The 19,823-nt window shown below is 40.7% G+C and carries 12 protein-coding genes and 1 riboswitch; of the genes, 5 read left to right on the forward strand and 7 right to left on the reverse strand.

Going from position 1 to position 19,823, the window contains the following annotated elements:
* Nucleotides 1-38: 38 nt before the first annotated feature.
* Nucleotides 39-941 carry a DUF1189 family protein gene (locus tag CLOL250_RS01765; RefSeq protein ID WP_008400271.1) on the reverse strand — a complete coding sequence of 301 codons (903 nt, stop codon included), beginning with the start codon at nucleotides 939-941 and terminating at the stop codon, nucleotides 39-41.
* A gap of 325 nt (nucleotides 942-1,266) precedes the next feature.
* On the opposite strand from CLOL250_RS01765, the gene CLOL250_RS01770 reads away from it, so the two are divergent.
* Nucleotides 1,267-3,894, forward strand: coding sequence for a GH25 family lysozyme (locus tag CLOL250_RS01770; protein ID WP_044944611.1), 2,628 nt, complete (start codon nucleotides 1,267-1,269; stop codon nucleotides 3,892-3,894).
* Between the two features lie 199 nt (nucleotides 3,895-4,093).
* On the opposite strand, the gene CLOL250_RS01775 is transcribed toward CLOL250_RS01770, so the two are convergent.
* The 4 genes from CLOL250_RS01775 to bioB form a co-directional block, all read right to left on the reverse strand.
* Nucleotides 4,094-4,810, reverse strand: a complete 717-nt coding sequence (locus CLOL250_RS01775) for a response regulator transcription factor (protein WP_008400276.1) — start codon at nucleotides 4,808-4,810, stop codon at nucleotides 4,094-4,096.
* 14 nt (nucleotides 4,811-4,824) lie between these two features.
* Nucleotides 4,825-5,340: a hypothetical protein gene (locus CLOL250_RS01780; protein WP_008400277.1), complete on the reverse strand. Its 516-nt coding sequence runs from the start codon at nucleotides 5,338-5,340 to the stop codon at nucleotides 4,825-4,827.
* A gap of 19 nt (nucleotides 5,341-5,359) precedes the next feature.
* Entirely contained in the window at nucleotides 5,360-5,935 is a 576-nt protein-coding gene (locus CLOL250_RS01785) for a hypothetical protein (RefSeq protein WP_008400278.1), read from the reverse strand.
* Nucleotides 5,936-6,282: 347 nt separating this feature from the next.
* A complete protein-coding gene (bioB, locus tag CLOL250_RS01790) occupies nucleotides 6,283-7,281 on the reverse strand; it encodes a biotin synthase BioB (protein WP_008400279.1) in 999 nt (332 codons plus the stop codon).
* A gap of 557 nt (nucleotides 7,282-7,838) precedes the next feature.
* On the opposite strand from bioB, the gene CLOL250_RS01795 reads away from it, so the two are divergent.
* The 3 genes from CLOL250_RS01795 to CLOL250_RS01805 are packed head-to-tail and all read left to right on the forward strand — an operon-like array spanning nucleotide 7,839 to nucleotide 10,980.
* Nucleotides 7,839-8,492 (forward strand): response regulator transcription factor, encoded by a 654-nt coding sequence (locus tag CLOL250_RS01795; protein WP_008400283.1) that lies wholly within the window; start codon nucleotides 7,839-7,841, stop codon nucleotides 8,490-8,492.
* Between the two features lie 12 nt (nucleotides 8,493-8,504).
* Nucleotides 8,505-9,926 (forward strand): sensor histidine kinase, encoded by a 1,422-nt coding sequence (locus CLOL250_RS01800; protein ID WP_008400284.1) that lies wholly within the window; start codon nucleotides 8,505-8,507, stop codon nucleotides 9,924-9,926.
* Entirely contained in the window at nucleotides 9,919-10,980 is a 1,062-nt protein-coding gene (locus tag CLOL250_RS01805; RefSeq protein ID WP_008400286.1) for a hypothetical protein, read from the forward strand. The genes CLOL250_RS01800 and CLOL250_RS01805 overlap by 8 nt, the downstream gene beginning before the upstream one ends.
* A gap of 338 nt (nucleotides 10,981-11,318) precedes the next feature.
* Here the strand turns inward: CLOL250_RS01805 and CLOL250_RS01810 are convergent, their stop codons facing one another.
* Nucleotides 11,319-11,621 (reverse strand): homing endonuclease associated repeat-containing protein, encoded by a 303-nt coding sequence (locus CLOL250_RS01810; RefSeq protein ID WP_049941075.1) that lies wholly within the window; start codon nucleotides 11,619-11,621, stop codon nucleotides 11,319-11,321.
* A 150-nt stretch (nucleotides 11,622-11,771) separates the two neighbouring features.
* Entirely contained in the window at nucleotides 11,772-18,056 is a 6,285-nt protein-coding gene (locus CLOL250_RS01815) for an Ig-like domain-containing protein (protein ID WP_008400290.1), read from the reverse strand.
* 89 nt (nucleotides 18,057-18,145) lie between these two features.
* A riboswitch (cobalamin riboswitch) is annotated at nucleotides 18,146-18,289 on the reverse strand.
* A 127-nt stretch (nucleotides 18,290-18,416) separates the two neighbouring features.
* Between CLOL250_RS01815 and CLOL250_RS01820 the strand changes: the two genes are divergently transcribed.
* A complete protein-coding gene (locus CLOL250_RS01820; protein ID WP_008400294.1) occupies nucleotides 18,417-19,205 on the forward strand; it encodes an N-acetylmuramoyl-L-alanine amidase in 789 nt (262 codons plus the stop codon).
* The last annotated feature ends 618 nt before the right edge of the window (nucleotides 19,206-19,823 follow it).

The raw sequence follows: 19,823 nt of genomic DNA on the forward strand, positions 1-19,823 counted from the left end.
TCCTAATAGTTATTTTATAATATAATGAGAAACTGTTATCAGTCTCCATAATAATCTTCATCCGGTACATGTTCTTCCTGCGCTCCTGTTTCCGGTTTCTCCGGTATCCGCAGGATCTGATCTGCATATAATTTAATTGCTGCTATCAAATAAACAAATGTTATGATCACACACAGAATATACATAAATACAAACTGACCTTTTAATACATATCCGGCGATCAAAACAGCAGCCGCAAACCATGGGGTTCTGACAAGCGTTGATGCCTTTACAATATCTGAAAAACTGACCTCGTCACTTATACCAAATATTCGTTTTATTGCATTTATGATAAAGCCCCATATCAGAGTTGCAATATAATAAATAAATATTAACAATACTGCCATCACAAGCGTAATACCTATCAGAAACGGTGTATCATAGCGTCTTGTAAACGTAAGCAGAATCTCTTTATCATATATATCCCTCTTCTCGATTGACCGGAGATGACTGTATACGCTGCTCCAGCTGATACGAGTAGGCGCATCATCACTGTATAAAAGAATCTCCTGATTCGATACAACAACCATTGTTCTATAATGTCCCTCTTCCAACAGCTCATCGATCTCATCTGATTCTGTATCATAATCAGTAGAATCAATCCGGATATAAGCACCACCCGGTCGCTTCATCTCATACTTTTTCTTACAGTAAAAACCGTCCTGACTAACACTGAAATAAGCAATCCTGTCATCAATTGCATCTGCCAGTCGATTATATCCGATCTTTTTACTCACAGGAATATAGAAAACAACCATCGGCAGCAAAATACTGACACAAATAACCAGCACATGTATAGCAAACCAAGAGCTTTTCCTTCCTGTCTTTATATATTCCGACGGACGAACCAGGCCTTTGAACATTCCGGCAACCGTCTTAAAAAAACCTACTTTTTCTTCCATGTGTTTTTCCCTTCCGTATCAATTATTTTGTCGTTTTATTCCACAGATATTATAAGTATAACATCATCCGATCATCTTTTCACTAAAAAAATCCGTCTTTTGGGTAAATATTCAGTAAAGGCTCTTGACATATGTTTTACAAACGCAGCTTTTCTTTATATTGTAAATCTTAAATCACGTCCATATATTGACTTTTGTATGTAAAAAAAATATTATGTTTCTGTATGTAAAAATACAAAAACGTCTTTTTTACAATAGCAAAGGATTTATTTTTACATATGCTTATAAAACATTTTCACTCAAAACAAATGGGAGGTTATTTATCTTGAAAAAACTAGTCACAACCATCCTGTGCGGTATGCTTACCGGCCTTGCAGCATTCTCTATGCCAAAAAATGCCGGACATGTATCCGCACAGACAGCTTATACCTATCAATCACAATCCGGCGTTTCCGCTTCCGGCAGCCATACGGACTCATCTTATGAAGACGCAATCAACACTATGGTTGCAAACGGAACCTTTGATCGTTCGTCCCTGACGGATGCACAGGTTGCATATATCAATCAGAAATACGGCGAAGATCCTGAGGCATTCAGCGAACTGCAGAAACAGTCAGATTATAACAGCAGTCCATCTCTCGCAGCCATCAACACCGGCAGTTATTCCCATGACAGCCAGTTCGACGGCTACGATGTGATCGATGGTATCGACATCTCCAGATGGCAAGGAAAAATTGACTGGAAAAAAGTAAAAGCAGATGGTGTCAAATTTGCGATCATCCGTGTAGCGCTTCGCACAACAGAATCCGGTGTACTGGAAGCAGATGCATTATATAAGGAAAACTTACAAGGTGCTATCGACGCGGGTCTGGATGTAGGCGTCTATATCTACTCACAGGCAATCAGCACAGCGGAAGCCAAAGCGGAAGCTGACTTTACAATGAACCTGCTCAAGGGTTATGACATCAACCTTCCTATTGTTATGGATTTTGAATATTATACAGGCAACACCGGCAGACTTGCACGCGCACATCTAAGTGTTGCTCAGGCAACAACGATCTGCAATGCTTTCTGTAAAGAGGTGGAAAGCAAGAATTATACCGCTATGGTATATGCCAACAAATCCTTACTTACAAATGATGTGAATTCAAATGCGATCGCAAAGAACTACCAGATCTGGCTCGCCCAGTATCCGGGATGGGACAGTGCGACCGGAAGCATTCATGCATCATTTGATGGTAAGTACTCCTACTGGCAGTACACATCTTCCGGTTCCGTCGATGGAATCGCAGGCAGAGTCGATATGAACTTCCGTTATGTCAAGAAACCTGCCGCTGTCAAGAACCTGACAAGAAAGACCGCCAGCATGTTAAGTATAACTTTGAAATGGAATAAGGTTCCATATGCTTACGGCTATCAGATCTATCGTTTGAATAAAGAAACCGGAAAGTATGAGAAGATCGGCAAAACAACCGGTGCCTCAAAGACGACCTACATCGACAAGGATCTCGAGATCAATACTTTATACAGTTATCAGGTCCGCGCTTATTATAAGTTGAAGGATGGCAACTATTATGGTGCATATTCCACTCCGGTACATGCAACCACACAGAAAAAGACAGTTACAAATGCAGCTGTATCCAAAAAGGCAGAGACATCCCTCACAATAACATGGGACGCGCAGACAGAAGTCAGCGGCTACCGGATCTCCAGATTGAATGCGTCAACCGGAAAATATGAAACCGCTGCCTATGTAGAGGGCGCTTCTTCAAACACATGGAAAGACACAGATCTTAACTGTGGTACTTCTTATTCATATAAGGTTCGTGCCTACTATGTAGAAGACGGCAAAAAAGCTTATTTTGATTACTCAAATGTCGCAACAGGAAACACAAAACCGGGCAAGGTATCCGATGTAACGGTATCTGCAACAAAGAATTCCGCTACAATCCGCTGGAATCCACAGGTAAATGTATCCGGCTATAAGATCTATGTGAAAAACGATGCAAATAAATGGTCACATCTCAAAACGATCAAGAACAAAAATACAACATCCTTCACACACACAGGTTTAACCGGCAATAAAGAATATACTTATTCCGTCATTGCTTACTATACAAAGAGCGGCAAAAATACAAACACCGATCGTTCCGATTCCGTAACAGTACTGACCAAACCGGCAGCTGTTAAGAATTTCAAAGCCGAAACCATCAAGGCTGACACCGTGAAGCTGACATGGAAGAAGGAAAGCAATATCGACGGCTACCGTCTGTATGTAAAAGAAGATGTAGCCGGTTCTTCATGGACAAAGATCGCAACGATCACATCTGCAAAAACTACAACATTTACACAGAGTGGTCTTACATCCAATAACGGCTATAAGTTCCAGATCAAATCATACAGGAAATATAACGGCAAGACGTACACCGGTGAAAGTGTTACAACATCCGCAAAGGTAATTCCCCAAAAGGTAACAAATGTAAAGGTTAAGAGCTATGGCTCCAAACAACTCCTGTCATGGGAACCTATCAAAGGTGTGAATGGCTACTACATTTATCGTTATGATACTAAAGCAAAGAAATATAAGAAGATCAAAACGATCAACAATGGAACCCAGTTCATCTACTGTATAAATGCAAAGGCATCATCCAAATATAAATATCATGTTACTGCATTTAACAAGATCGGAAAAACTGTATATAAAGGAAAGCGTTCCGCTGCCGCTTCAACTGTAAAAACAACTCAGAAGGTTAAAGTTGCATGCGGTGTATTAAATGTAAGAAAGGGTGCAAATACAAGCAGCAAGATCCTGACAACCGTTACAAACGGCAAAACGCTCACTGTAAAGGGCATCCGCACAAGCCGCGGCACAAACTGGTATAAAGTTTCCTTTAAAAAGGGACGCAAAAGCTACACCGGCTATGTATCCGCAGACTATGTAAACCTTAAATAAGCAATTCAACTAATAAGTAAACATACAGTATAGTATATAAAAAAGATGTCATTACTATTATGAAGCAAGCCTTATCCGAGGCTGGTACTTAAGCAGCGTATTTTGCTGCTTTATGTACCACTGCACGAGGATTAGAACGGAAGTGTCTTGCGTAATAATATGTAATAGCATCTTTTTTATTTTAATTTATAATATATATTTACTTATTAGTTGAATTGCCTAATGAAAAGGTATAGCCGATTCCGCGGACAGTCTGAATGTAGACCGCATCCTCTTCCAGCTTATCGCGCAGACGTTTGATATAAACAGACAAGGTATTATCATCTACGAATGCTTCATCTACATCCCATAGCCGTTCAATCAGCTGTTTTCTGGTAAGTACTTGATCCGCATGTGTCACCAGTTCTTTTAATAAACGGAATTCGCTCGGTGTACAGTCTACATTTCGTTCTTTCTGATAAATCTTATAAAGCCTGTTATCAAGTCTTGTATGTCCGAATATAATGTCCGCTTCCGTTTCTTCCTTCTTTTCTTTTGTATCGGAATTATATTTCTGCCGACGCAAGATAACTGCAATCCTTGTCAGAAGTTCTTTTACGCGATAAGGCTTTGCAATATAATCATCTGCCCCAAGTTCCAACCCCTGTACCAGATTCACCTCATCAGAAACCGCCGTCAGGAATATGACAGGAACATAATTATCATGTTCTCTTATATATCGGCAAAAATCATAGCCATTTCCATCCGGAAGCATCACGTCTAATAATACAAGATCAATGTCCGGCTGTAACAGTGCTTTCGCTTCTGCCAGATTCGAGGCTTTCACGACTTCGTAATTTTCAGTTTTTAATGTATATTCTGTTCCCATTGCAAGTGCAAAATCATCTTCCACCAACAAAATCTTTTCATTTGCCATCTCTCATACCTCAATTATTTATCAAGTGCAAAGAAGCATACCGCACTCACCAGACTGATCATAACGCCCGCTGCCAATAGATAAAATCCTGCTCCGTATCCGGCAGATCCTGTATAACCGCTTTCGTGCATACTCTCTGTAGTGTCGTTCAATATTTCACGAATTGCCCGGATCGTCTGATGGTGTCTTATAATAAATAATCCAACACCCGAAGCTACAACAGGAATAAACATATTCAGATTAAATATATTCCATGTATCATGGTCTCCTGCAAAATAGATCAATATCAATACAATTCCGGCAATTCCCGCAAGTAAAATAAAATATGGCACAACACGCGTAAAAAAGTTGATTTCTCCCATACCGCTATATTGTGTTGCCAGCTTTTTCAGATTCAATAAAGGATACCCCTGCTTCAAAGTTTCTACATCCTGTATCGTAAAACGATATCTGAAATACGGAAAAAAACCGGACAAAAGTATACAGATCATGCCAACCAGATACATCCGGCTGAACTTATTTACCTTCATACACCCTCCATGTCAGATATTATTTGATACGGAATGTTGCCTTCACATATCCATCTGCAAACAATACATAATCCCTGCCATCATATGCCCATTTCAGTTCTTCTTCTGCATATGATGGTTCCACAAACTTCACATCGATTCTCGCCACATCATCTGCCTTTACAGCGGCGGTACGAAGGAGAAGCATCCCCTGTACAACCGGATGGTCGGTCAGATGAATCTTGTTTTGATCACCCGTCTCCTTACTGAAGCTGTAAACCTCTTCTTTTGAAAATGTATGAAAATCCTCTGCATTATCATAAGAAGCCGCTTCCACTCGTTTCAACTCTTTCTCTTTATCAGATGGTTTTACCAGAGTTACCGTAAATTTCTCTACAGGTGACTCTACACCATCCACATAACCAAGGATCGGAAGAATATACATAAATGCATTCTCCTTTACGGCTCCGAATTCGTAGCGGATGCTGCCTGCCTGTCCTGCCTGCTCCTTCTCTGCCATATATGATATCTTCCCGATAAATGCTCCCTGATAAGTGGAGGCATCCATCTCTGTCATCTTCGTGCCAATCGCCATCATTCTGTCATAAATATTCATGTTGTACCTCTTTCTTCTTAAAACAAATTATTTGTCCGTAAATCCTTTATGCCGGATCTTATTTTCATTCTTTTTTATAATATAATTTTCTTCTCGAAAATTCAACAACCGCAGTTAAATCTTACATCCCGACACTGTTTCGTCCCACCGGCCGACTGAATCCTCTGTATATAGACATTAGCAATATTTTCGTTATGAATTGTACTTTGCCAGCGAATGCGGGTGCATGTCCGAGCCAAAGGCGAGTTTGCACTGAAGCATGAGCGGATCAGGCAAGTGCAATGCATAGAAAATATGCGAGTCTAATACAGAGTATTCAGTCGGCCGGTGGGACGAAACAATATCGATTAAAAGTCCATGCGGCTGCCGGGCTTTGGTGCTCCGACCTCATACCCCTGCTCACGTATCATCTGCAGATCTGTCTCAAATGTAATTCCTGTCGTTGTCAGAAAGTCACCGCTGATAACCGCATTTGCACCGACTCGAAGTGCCGCCTTTCCATTATCAGGCAAAAATGCCCTTCCGGCAGCCAAGCGGATAAATGTATCCGGCAGAACAAACCGAAAGATTGCAACCGTACGAAGAAATTCATCTTCTTTCATCGGTTCCTGATGCTCAAAATAAGTTCCCGGAATCGGATTCAACATATTGATCGGAACAGAATCCACATCCAGCTCTCTCAAGGAAAATGCCAGATCAATTCGATCAGAAAGTGTCTCTCCCAGTCCGATCAGCCCGCCACTGCACACCTTCATGCCGGCTGCTTTCGCCGCACGGATGCTTTTTCTCTTATCATCTGAGGTGTGCGTAGTACATAAGGTCTTAAAGAATTCATCCGATGTCTCCATATTATTATGAACCATCGTCATCCCTGCTTCATGCAGCTTCGTGAAATCCTCCTTATCCAACATACCAAGGGATGCGCACACATGGATATCCGCAGTTTTTCTTATATCCGCAACATTTGAAACAGCAAGCTCTACCTCTTTTTTCGACAGTCGCCTGCCAACAGACACCAGTCCATAACGATAAGAGCCTCTGCACTTATCCTGAACCGCTATATCCGTCAATACCTTCTCGCCCAGCACACATTCTGCCGGAACTTTATCCTTTGCTCTTGTTGACTGTGCACAGTACAGACAATCCTCGCTGCATTGTCCTACCTTGACCGCCGCCACAGAACAGACATCACAGACATTTCCACAAAAATGCAGTCGTATCCGGTCTGCTGCTTCAGATAGCTCTGTCAGGTCAGCTTCCATAAGCAATCCGGCTTCCTCTCTGCTGATGCGATAACCATTCACTATTCTTTCCTCTAACTCTTTCAGTTCTTCCTTTTTCATCATTTGCTTATTGTCCTTTATTAAGAAATATTGCCCTTTTCTTTAAAACACATAATAGCTTAATAACTTCATCCAATCTTTATTAATATACCATCTAAACAACATCTTGTGAACTCCCCAATGTTCCGCATCGCCCCCTCTCGACTTGTGTTTTGCTCCACCTCGCGCCTGCCCCCCCTCACGGCTGTCCACCACCCCCCACTTCATGTCTGCTCCCTTCCGGTCGGATTCTTTGCATATAAACATAAAGCAATATTTTCGTTATGAACTTGTACCTTGCCAGCGAATGCGGGTGCATGTTTGAGCCGAAGGCGAGTTTGCACAGGAGCATGAGCAAATAAGGCAGGTACAATTCATAGATAATATGCGAGTTTATATGCAAAGAATCCAGCCGGAAGGGAGCAGACATGAAGTGGGGGGGTAGTGGACAGCCGAGAGGGACAGGACAAAACCTTAAATCTCATTTTTTCGGCATTATTCTCTTTTATGTTTTTCTAAAATATAGTAGAATTAATTCGTATGGGGTCATTTAAGGTCGACCCGCTGGAGGTTATGTATTTATGATTAATATTTTAGTAGTTGAAGACGAAAAGCCAATCGCCAATCTGATCAAAATGAGTCTTACAAAGGCGGGATATTCCTGTACCTGTATCTATGACGGTCTGGCTGCAGCCGATATATTAGAGGAAAATCCGTTTGACCTGGTTCTGCTCGACATCATGCTTCCGGGTGCATCCGGTTATGATGTCCTTGAATATATCAAGCCGTTAAAAATCCCTGTAATCTTTATCACAGCAAAGAATTCCTTAAACGACCGTGTTATGGGTCTGAAGATGGGAGCCGAAGATTATATCGTGAAACCATTTGAGATTGTCGAGCTTCTTGCAAGGATCGAGGTTGTACTCCGGAGATATAATAAGCTGAATACAACGATTGCCATACGTGATCTGATGATCGATACTGTCGCAATGAGCGTTACCAAAAACGGCAGGGAGATTCCTCTGACAAACAAGGAATATGAACTGCTGCTGTTATTTGCACAGAATCCGGGCGTTGCCCTCTATCGTGAAACGATCTATGAACGTATCTGGGGCGGCGACTATCCATGCGACAGCCGCACAGTTGCGCTCCATGTTCAGCGTATGCGTAAAAAGCTCGGACTGGAGGACTGCTTAAAAACCATTAACAAGATCGGATATCGTCTGGAGATCTAAAAAGGAGTTTCTATGAAATTTAAGCATAAACTGGTATTATGTATGGTTGTACTTCTGGGACTGTCCTTCGGTCTGGGAGGAACCATACTGATCCACCGATCATTCAAAACCTCGTTATCTTCCACCATCGACAGCGACCTGCTAAATTATGAGAGTATTCAGAGTACTCTGCTGATTGCTGTTGATACAAATTCTGTATCATCTTATATCGACATGTCTAATATCATCAACCAGCTTTCCGCCCAGGGCAACTCCAACCGCAAGAATATCATTCTTCGAAATTCGGATATGGAAGTCGTAAGCATCATGAATTCATCCTTTACATATAAAGAAATGAAACCATCGGATGAAAATACCTGTAATTCAATCATTTGGAGAGAAAATAATAACTACTATCTGCAATTATGCAGTTCCATGGATATCAATACAGAAAATCTGGACATCTCACAGATGGACATTGTCTATGACATCACTTCCGTGTATGCTGCTCGTGCGCAGGAACAGAATACATTCCGTCTGCTGTTGATCGTGATCTTCGTTGTCGGAAGTATCACATCCATGATCGCAGCCAGCCTGCTTACAAAGCCGTTGGAAAAATTATCATCACTTGCGCAGCATATCTCCCACGGTGATTACTCTGCCCGTCTGCACATCCACTCCAGCGATGAGATCGAGGCACTCGCAAATGATTTCAACAACATGGCAGATACTATCGAAGATAACATCTCAGAGCTTCATTTCTCTATGGAAAAACAGGAACAGTTTATGGGAAGCTTCGCACATGAATTAAAGACCCCTATGACTTCGATCATCGGTTATGCCGATCTTCTGCGAAGCCAGAATATGAGTGAAGACGAAACAAATGAAGCAGCCAACTATATTTTCTCAGAAGGAAAACGTCTGGAGAGCTTATCCTTGAAATTACTAGATCTGCTGGTCGTTAAGAATCAGGAAACTATATTGACACCGACTGATCCGGCTCTTGCGGTCCGAAATGTAATCAATGTTATGAAGCCGGAGCTGGCAAAGGAACATATCACATTAAAGTCAAGCTGCCGAAAGGGCTGCTGTATGATGGACATTGACCTCTTTCAGTCTCTGATCATCAATATCATTGATAACGCCAGAAAAGCGATCGACGACAATGGTCTTATCCATGTAGCCGGAACTGTAAGGGATGATAATTATGTAATCATTATCAAAGATAACGGACGGGGAATGCCACCGGAAGAAATCACACGAATCAGTGAAGCTTTCTACCGAATCGACAAATCCAGATCCCGTGCGCAGGGCGGCGCCGGACTCGGACTTGCTATTTGCAGCAAGATCGCAGAGATCCATCAGGCTAAGATCAAATACAAGAGCGCCGTCGGACGTGGTACGGTTGTCACTATTACATTACCAAATATAAAGGAGGCGGCACATCATGAGTAACAAAGAAAATAAAGAATCTGTCATTGCTTCCTATGAACTGACCGCTGCCCATAAGGAAGACGATGATATCTCTGAATCAGAAGTAAATGATATGATAAATGAGAGTGAAGAAGGTACTGTTCCCTCTGTCGAGCATACCGGAAAAGCACGCGGTATTCTTCATTTCCTCTACAAGAATCTTCTCTGGTTTATAATATGCATTGCAATTTTTATGATCTGCATCGTTGCCTCGAATCTGTATTTTCGTATTCAGGACTGGAAAACATTGAATTCCGTATCCAGCCATGAGATCAGTCCGAACAATCTCGATGTAACAAATAAACTGACACTGCTGGAGAAGATCAACATCATAAACGGAGAATGTTATTACACCGATCTGAACTTTGATTATACGGACAAGCATTCCTACAGTGAGATTCATGATATAACCGTAAATGAACTGACATCGTATTTCTCAGATTATTTTTCCTGTGATTTTACTGTAAATGGTATCTACGAGATGTATATATCCAAATATCTCGCAACCTCAGACGAAGATTCTTACCGCAGTTTTACGATATGGGTGGTTAATATCTACTATTTTGGATTTGAAATGAATTGCCTCCTGGATTATGACACAAACAAACTGATTACATTTACAATGAATCTGGATCCTAATTCCAACACTTTCTATAATGAAGAAAGTCTGGTAAAACTGAAATATTACAATGATTATATACTTCCACTGTATAACTTTTTAGGAAGCCATGTCGGTAATTCAACTACGTTCAGTGACACTTGTTTCGACCCCCTATACGATATATTAATCTCTTATTATGAGCTCAGCTTTGAGAAAGGGTCCGGAAGCGGTGCAGGTATGACTCCAACAGAGATACCGGATTCTGATCTGCAGCTATTTGAAAAGCTAACAGGAACACCTCTGACTGCTCATACCTATTATACTTACACTACTGAGATCACTATGGAATTAGACGTCGATACAACAGAAGAATACAACTTTTATATGAAAAACGGATTGTTCTTCTACCAGATGAACCGATATTTTTATAATTAACAGATGCTTAATACTTCTTTATAAGAAATATGCAGAATTGATGCATTTTTTTTGCAGATTATGATGCATAGAGGTTTTATAGTAACATCATCAAGACAAGGGATGGTGCTTATGGAGTATTCAAGCAAAGAACAGAACAGGAATGAGCGCAGCACTTACGCTGAGACAGAGAGGTCTTTCGCCCGCTGCAATTATCTCAAAGTTAAGTTTGGTATCTTTGCAACATGTTGTTTTATTTTGTTTGTTGCCATTTTGCTCAAAGGTACCATCCTATAATCTCTTGAGCCCCCTCATATTTCAGACTAGCTCCAGATGCGTTTCCCGGCATCTGGAGTTTTTCATTTATCATCTTCATTTACGGTCTCATCTTTCCTGTTATTTTTTTGACGCTCAATCTTATACTGCGTCTGTCTGCGCTTCGCTGCGATCCTTTTCTGTTTCTTTTCGGCTTCCCGCTCAGCCGAACGGTCGGGAAGAATCCCACCGGCTTCCAAGGCTCTCGGCCATGGTCCAAGAAATGATTTGATCGCCGCAACTTCTTCTACCGTAAAATCTGATTTCTTCGGATACCTGTTCAACCTCTTATAAGCTTCCTGAAGCATTTCTATACAGTCTTCTCTCATCGTAAATCTGTCAGCCATAAAATGAATATGTCCCCTTTCTGCGTAATTGCTCTTTCTATAATAAATACCGGCTGTCACATCGTCAGATTTGTATATCCAACTTATGACAGCCGGTATCAAGATCCTGTTATGATCTTATATTATGATCCAATCATTTGCAATTCCGTATTACTTTGTCTTTACGGTCTTTACCTTACTGTAAACGCTGTAATACTTCTTGCCACCGATCTTCTTATATGATCTTACCTTTACATAATATTTCTTACCCTTTTTCAGGTTCTTTATAACAGCACTTGTCTTCTTGCTGCTTACTGATGCGCTCTTAGCGTTCTTGAATGACTTATTTGTTGCATATGTGATCTGGTAACCACTTGCGCCGGAAGCTTTCTTATAAGAAACCTTGATTGCCTTGGTCTTATATGCTGCAGCCTTCTGTACAGTCGGTGTTGCAGGTACAACGATCAGGGTGATCGTGCCTGTTCCCTTCTTGTAATTAGCTGTTGCTGCGGCTGTTACTTTGATCTGTACCTTGCCCGGCTTCTTAGCTGTAACAAATCCGGACTTCTTGTTTACGGTTGCAACCTTCTTATCAGAAGATGTGTAAGTAACTGTACCCTTAACAGATGGTCTTAATGCAATATATTTATTATATACATAGATTGTCTGTGATGAGATCGTCTGTGGTGCCTTCTTGATCACAAATGTACTCTCTGCTGTACCTGTATAACTACCCTTACCTGTAACAACTACTTTTGCAGTTCCTGCATTCTTGTTATCAGAATATTCTACAGTATAATCATCTGCTGATAATTCTTTGCCACCAACAGTAACTGTAACAGCCGGCTCCTGTTCTTTGCCGGTATATGTAACATCCGAAACTGTGACTACTGTATTTTCAGCAGTAATCTGAACGCCCTCATTCTTCTTAACAGTCAGACTTATAACCAGTTCTGCTGCCTCATAATTATCTGTCTCAGCCGCCTTGATCGTAATATCAGCAGTACCAACTGCCTTTACTGTTACCAGACCAGTCTCGTCTACAGAAGCTATGTCATCCGCTGAAATAGTGTATGTAAGTGCACCCTTAGCCTCAACTGCAAGAGCAAATGGTTCTGCACCCTCTACTACTTCCAGCGTTGTAGATGCAACTACGATTTCCTGCTTTGCCTTTTTAATCTCAAAGGTTGTCTGAACCTGTCCACTATATTCATTCTTACCTTTGATCGTACAGGTAGCAGTTCCTGCATTTACATTATCGGTAAATATCACATCATAGTTCTCTGCTGTCAACAGCTTATCATCCAGATATACCTTTACTTCCGGTTTTACTTCTTCTCCTGTATAAACAGCTTCTGCAACTTCAATCTTTGTATTGTCTGTTGTCAATACCTTTTCTATTGCAAGCTTATAATAAGCGGTTCTTCCTGCTCTGGATGTGATATGGAATACAACTCCATCTGTCAGATCCACGCTGTCTGAAAGACCATCTACTGTTACATAATGAGAATCTGCTTCTGTCTTATAATTAACTGCTAACTTCGTAATATCTGAACCAGTTATACGATCTGACTTAATCTTTACAACAAATGGATCTGCTTCTGTACCGGCTCCGGCAAGTGTCTCACCATTTACTTTATAAGTATAACTTGGCTGCCAGTTGTCATCATATGCTGTCTCTGTCTCAAATGCAAATGTATTATTCTCAACTGTAAGTTCTTTTAATACCGGGAGTCCTGCATATGCAGATGCTACATCCGCACCTGTAAGCTCATAATGGAATTCCAGTGTATCTCCATCATTTAATGTAACTGTTCCCAATCCACTATTTGTAAAATCATCATGGTTATATGAGAACATCCAGCCTGACATTGTATATTCAGCCTGAACAGTCAGTCCATTAATAGATTCCATATATGGTCCATATCCTGTATCTGTCAGAACATATGGAATATTGTTCTCCTTTAATGCCTTTTCGACAGCATCCACTGCAGTCGCTGCATCAACTTTTACTTCATCAAGGACAACACCATCAGAAGATGCTCCCTCAATTCCTGCATTTACTGCGGTATAATCATATATACCGACCTTTACAGTTCTTACTTTATCGATAGCTTCATTCAAATCATTATATAATTTTATAAATGCCTGTTCATCCTGTGTTGTCAGAACCTTTGAAAGAATATCGATAACAGGAGCAACACGATCAAGTAATTCTTTATCTGAAGCTCTGGAAACAGTCTCTGTTGTCAGTGCTTTTACCGCTGCTATATCAGAAGCAGCTACAAAAGCAGCCTGATCCTCAGTATATGTATTTCCTACCTCATTCGTACATGAATATACAGATCCGGATATTATCATATCCTCTGCCTCTCCTGCAAATGCTGTAACATCTGTTGTAGCACCGCTTCCTGTAACCGTTCCGGCACTGTAGCATCCTGTCATCTCTGTGCTGGCATTATTTGATTCTCTACCATTGAAGATACCTGCGATTCCTCCAACATACTCCTTACCGGAAATCTCACCTGCATTATAGCAGTTAATAATCTTGTCTCCAGGAGCAAATGCATTGTATTCATCATGAGTACCAAGAATGCCACCCACTCTGCTCTTTGCTGTAATAGTACCATAGTTTGTACAATTCTTTATCGTAATATTGCAGCTGGACATGGATCCTAAAATACCACCTACAGTTCCACCATTCTCAGCTTTGATCGTACCATAGTTTACACAATTCTCTATTACTGAATTCGTTAAGCTGCTTGTATTACAATATCCTACAATTCCACCAATATTAGCATAAGAATTTGTTCCTGTGTATGTAATATTTACTTTAGAAACACAGTTTGAGATCAATGCCGGATTATCTTTTGTTCCCTGATTGAGATAACCAACAATCGCACCGGCAGCTGTCTTGGTAGCTATATAAATATTACCTTCTACTGTCAGGTTTCGTACCTGTCCCTTTTCCAATCCAAAGATTCCTGAATAAGATGTATCGTTCTGATACAGATTCTTAATCGTGTGCCCCTGTCCATCAAAAGAACCCGCATAAATAGTATTAAAATCACCAATCGGAGTCCATTGATAACCTGCAAGATCAATGTCTGCCGTTAACACTACATCAATTGAAGCCTTCTTATTCACATTTACTTCATTTGCAAACCAGTAGAACTCAGCTCCGCTTCCGATCTGATATACACCATCAACCTGCTTTGGTTCTGTCTTTGTCGTTCCATCCCATGCAAGTTCAGAAGATGGAGTCAGGTATAACTTCTGCACAAGACCGCCTGTTGTATCCTCCGGAATCTCAAAAGATCCTTCTTTATACATATAACCTGCAGCCTTAATAGCATATGAATATGTTCTGCCCACAAGTCCCTTGAATGCGCCGTCTGTTACAGTTGTAACATTTCCTTTTTCATCCTTTACGCTGATTGTGTAATCTTTAATCTCATTCTGTGTCTTTCTGTCATTAACACTTAATGAAACATTTACAAATCCTGCATCTGCAAGCTTAAATTCCATCTTTGGAAGTCTGCCCATATATGCGGTACCTGTACCGGCTGCCATCTGCATAGGTTTTCCAACAGAATGTTTGATCTGTCTGTGTGAACCATAGACTGAACCGAATCCTGATTCAAGAAGACATCCGTCTAAAGTAAATGTATCCTCTGTATAATAAGTTGGAACAGTAACTGTTACTGTCTGTGCAGCCGGAGTAGCCGCATATGGATACTGAGTTGTCTTGCTCTTATATACATTACCCTCATCATCTGTCAGATAGATAGTACCATACATATTATATACACCTGCCAGTTTGTTAGCAGGAATATATGTACCATTATAAGAACGCTTTCCGTCTTCTGTTCTCTCACCATAGGAAATCACAATAGAATCACCTGCTGTAAGCTTATCCGCAGTTATATCATTTCCATCGGCATCTTTATAGGTATATGAAACCTCTACCTCTTTTGCACGAATTACCTGATAGGTACTAACTCCGTTCTTTGTAACTTTAACAACATTAGGACCTTCTGTCAGTCCTGCAATCGTATAGCTTCCATCCTCATTCTCTGTAATATCTTTTGCCGAGAAACCACCATATGTCAGTTTTCCACCAACGATCTCCGGACGAAGAACGGATACAGATACTCCGCTTTCCGGTGCAAATGTATACTCTGCACCTTCTGTTCCCTTCAGATAATAAAGAACATCAAGCTGTGAATCGATTCCGTCTGCTGCAGTTTTTGCCTTTTCTGAATTCTTTCCTTCGTTGATTGTCATATTGGTCTGAATGCCGGTTCCATCCTGATCAACAGTTACTACAACAACACCTGTATTTTCCGGCCAGATCGCACTGAAGTTTGTTCCGCCCATATTTTTGCTTGCCATATTGATCTCTGCATCATATGTTACCAGAAGAAGTGCTGTTCCTTCGGATTTCGCCTGAATCTCTGCGACCTCGGAATGGGCTCCCGGTGTAACTGAAATTACATCGTTGGAAGGGTTTCCATTTTCATCAATAACTGTATAATGGAAATCCGGTTCTGCTATTTTAGAATTCATAAAGCTTTCAATCGCCTGCCAGTTACGGAAACATTCCAGACTATACTTCTCACCCTTCTTCATAGAAAGATATCCACGCTCATCTGATGTAAGATAAATATCTGCAACATCATACAGGTTCTTGGATAGATCATGATATACAGTATCCGGATTGTAGGAATCATCCCCAATATACATATCTGCTTTTGTAACTGTATAATCTGCATCCTGACTTGTTGAAACCCAGTTCCAGTAAGTTACACCGCCTGCACCGGATACACGATAATAATAAGTAGTACCACTTCCGAGATTATACTCATATGTATCATAACCTTCTTCGTCAGATTCTATCTTTGTACCTGTTTCATCTCTGTAAATATAATAGGTTGACAGGATTCCGACACGAAGCTCAGCTCCTTCCGGTACAGTAAATGTTACCTTTCTTGCTGCCGGTGCGGATATAGAATATCCATAGGAACGGCTTGAAGTGATTGTATTGGATACCACTTTCGAAGCATAAGCTGACACATGCTCTCCTAAAGGTGTAACCGTCACCTCAACCATATCAGCAGCATAACAAAGTGCTGCATATCTCGCATAATCAGTTGCAGTTGCTGCCTGCATCAGTCCAAGAGACACATGACGATCTACACTATCCGGTGACATAACCTTAGATGTGATTGTATAATCTTTGCCTTCTGTCCAGTATACCTTTGAACCGTCAACTGTGTCTGCATTTGTACAGGCAATTCCTGTTACGCTATATAATGTATATGACTGCTTAGCATCATTGGTAACAACCAGATCGATTGAACCCATATCTACCTTTTTATCATTCACTAATTTATAACCTGATAAACGATATGTTCCTTTTTCAAGTCCAACTGTATATACATGATTACTGTCCGGATGTCCAGCCGCCACTGTCTTTCCATCTGCATCTGTAAGAGTCATATATGGTGCATCGTTATTCATTTTGATTGATACAAGATTTCCGTTAAGTTTTTTGATTTTCAATTCCGCATCTGCAACATCATCTGCTGATGCATTCAGGTCTGTCATAACTGCCAGAAGCTCTGCATTTAATGATGCATCTTTGGCAATTTCTTCTTCATTCTCTGCATATAATGTATACAGATCAGTCTTATCCTGTGTTACATAATATGCCTCATTTCCTTCAAATCCACATCCAATATCTGCTCCATAACCGGCAAGTGTAAACTGCCAACGAAGAACATTGGTATTTGCTCCGGTTCCCTGGTCTACAAGATATGCTCCTGCACTTGTGTTGCAAGATACATTATCATCTGTGATCATCCAGCCTGACCATGATGTGTAATCAAATTCTCCGAGTCCGGAACCGGTTTTGTCATCCAGCTCCAGATCATTTCCATTGTTACGTGTCTTATATGCATCCAAGAGTGCTGTTGGAACTTTTACAGTTCCTTTATCAATGCCTTTGATATTTGCCAGATAAAAGTTGCTGTCATTGTAGGCACTTGATCCTGCAGGCTCTGTCTGAAGTCCTGCTTTCTTGAAAAATGCATAAGTTGCCTGTGAAACGGTCAATTTAGACAGATCAATGTCTATCCCTTCCTGTTTCCAGACATTTCCAATCTCTTCATAAGACATACGAGTCGGTGTGATATAAAATCCCTGTCCGATCGTAAAGCCCTCAAGAGACAGCACAACATATTTTGTGCTGTAATCGGTCGTACTTTCATCTTCTTCCGCTGCCGCAACATTCTGAATACCATAACCTGCATTTACTGCAAATGGCACGAATAAAACTGCGCACGCAAATAAAAACGAAAGCACCAGTGTCCTGATTCGTTTCATTTCGTAGATTCCTTTCTTTATAAATATGTAATTGTTGGTTCCAAGCAGGGGATTATTATTCTTCATCATCTGCTTTTCCCTCGCCCAAAAGCTGTATAGGCAATAATGTCTTACTGCCCATCTCCGCCGATCTGGTTCCTGTCTTATACAGGTGGCGGAAAAATCTCATGAAATCTGCGGGTATTCTGACTGAAAGGCTGATGCCTTAACACAGTAATGGCGGTTGCACCGGATTCTCACCGAATTTCCCCCTGATCAGATACGAAAAAGACTGCATCTGAGCAGATTCTATCATTATGAAATTTACATGCTTTATCTTAATTCCTGCCCTGCCAAATGTCAACAAATATCCTGTTATTTGCGTTATATTGTCATGTACTCCCTATTCTCTGCATAGATATGAATAACAGCGTATACCGGGTGATTTCCATGAAGCCAGCAAATGCCTCTATCCTAAGAAAAATCAATCGCAAACTTGTATTCGGTCTGATCTTCTTCTGTTCCTTATCGGTTCTCCTGCTTTTTTATTATAAGCCGGGTACTTCTCCTGATACAGATAATCAGTCAGCGCCGGTTCCCGAAATAGTTCCTGATACTTCAGAGACAAATGATACGTCATCCAAATATGTCATTACTCTTGACCCTGGACACGGCGGCTATGATCCGGGAAAGATCGGGGTAGATGACTCTCCGGAAAAAAATATCAATCTACGTATCACCCTTGCCTTAAAACAGAAGCTGTCCGACATGGGCTTTATCGTCTATATGACCAGAGAGGATGACAGTTCCCTGAATACCGAAGCAACAGGAACGATGAAAAACTCAGACTTGAACCATCGTATTCAGATTGTTGCAGATCATCAGTCTGATCTGTTCATCAGTATCCACCAAAACAGTTTCACCGATCCTTCAGTACATGGCGCTCAGGTTTTCTATTTTACAGGCTCAAAACAGGGGAAGCTGCTCGCCGAAAGTATTCACAGCTCGATTCAATCCAATATCGATCCCGATAATGAAAGGCCTGTAAAAGGAAATGCCGAATACATGATCCTGAAAAAAAGCCCCTGTCCTGCCGTCATTGTTGAGTGCGGTTTCTTAAGTAATCCGGATGAATGTAAGGCACTTACTTCTGCCGATTATCAGGATGCCATGGCAGCGGCGATAGCGGAAGGCATCTGGTATTTTATAACAGAATACGGTGATACACTGACAGAATAGAAAAAGGCAGGGACACCTTATATGCGCCCTGCCTTCAATTATTTTGTGCATGGTCATATCAGCAAATTTTTCTTTTTGTAATCTTCTACAAATTATCTGCTGATATCTATTTTGATTTATTTGGTTAAAGTTTCTTTCTTATATGGAAAATTGACTCTGTCTGCCCACCGATTCCCATGTGCATTCTTACATAATCAAACTGTGATGTGTGAATATTAATCATATCATGGACAACCCTTTAGGCATAAACAGCATTTGTCATATACAGATCATTAAACGGATATTCACAGGCATAAAAAATCCACCTGTGCCGAACCACATGAAAGGTTCATAAGACGTCTGTATTTATATTACCCTATCTGAAGCCGTTTGCCAACCCATTTTTTTAAAATTATGGTCAAACCGCAGTCAAATATATGAATTATGAACCCAATCTCCTTTTGTTACATAATTTATACTGTGGATATATCTTTATTCATTACACACAGATTTTTTATAAATTATTTCATATTTTTTCACATTATACCCTATTTACTTGTTCGTTAAATATGGTAAACTATAGGTGCGTTTTAATACACAATTGCATGACTTGTTTTCTACCCATCCGGGTAACTATCA

The sequence above is a fragment of the Clostridium sp. L2-50 genome, from assembly GCF_000154245.1.
Taxonomy (GTDB): Bacteria; Bacillota; Clostridia; order Lachnospirales; family Lachnospiraceae; genus Coprococcus.

What these genes read in the sequence shown, in the direction of transcription:
- CLOL250_RS01810 (WP_049941075.1), bottom strand. Translation starts at nt 11,621, where the DNA reads ATGGCTGACAGATTTACGATGAGAGAAGACTGTATAGAAATGCTTCAG.
- CLOL250_RS01800 (WP_008400284.1), top strand. Translation starts at nt 8,505, where the DNA reads ATGAAATTTAAGCATAAACTGGTATTATGTATGGTTGTACTTCTGGGA.
- bioB (WP_008400279.1), bottom strand. Translation starts at nt 7,281, where the DNA reads ATGATGAAAAAGGAAGAACTGAAAGAGTTAGAGGAAAGAATAGTGAAT.
- CLOL250_RS01775 (WP_008400276.1), bottom strand. Translation starts at nt 4,810, where the DNA reads ATGGCAAATGAAAAGATTTTGTTGGTGGAAGATGATTTTGCACTTGCA.
- CLOL250_RS01815 (WP_008400290.1), bottom strand. Translation starts at nt 18,056, where the DNA reads ATGATGAAGAATAATAATCCCCTGCTTGGAACCAACAATTACATATTT.
- CLOL250_RS01805 (WP_008400286.1), top strand. Translation starts at nt 9,919, where the DNA reads ATGAGTAACAAAGAAAATAAAGAATCTGTCATTGCTTCCTATGAACTG.
- CLOL250_RS01765 (WP_008400271.1), bottom strand. Translation starts at nt 941, where the DNA reads ATGGAAGAAAAAGTAGGTTTTTTTAAGACGGTTGCCGGAATGTTCAAA.
- CLOL250_RS01820 (WP_008400294.1), top strand. Translation starts at nt 18,417, where the DNA reads ATGAAGCCAGCAAATGCCTCTATCCTAAGAAAAATCAATCGCAAACTT.
- CLOL250_RS01795 (WP_008400283.1), top strand. Translation starts at nt 7,839, where the DNA reads ATGATTAATATTTTAGTAGTTGAAGACGAAAAGCCAATCGCCAATCTG.
- CLOL250_RS01785 (WP_008400278.1), bottom strand. Translation starts at nt 5,935, where the DNA reads ATGAATATTTATGACAGAATGATGGCGATTGGCACGAAGATGACAGAG.
- CLOL250_RS01780 (WP_008400277.1), bottom strand. Translation starts at nt 5,340, where the DNA reads ATGAAGGTAAATAAGTTCAGCCGGATGTATCTGGTTGGCATGATCTGT.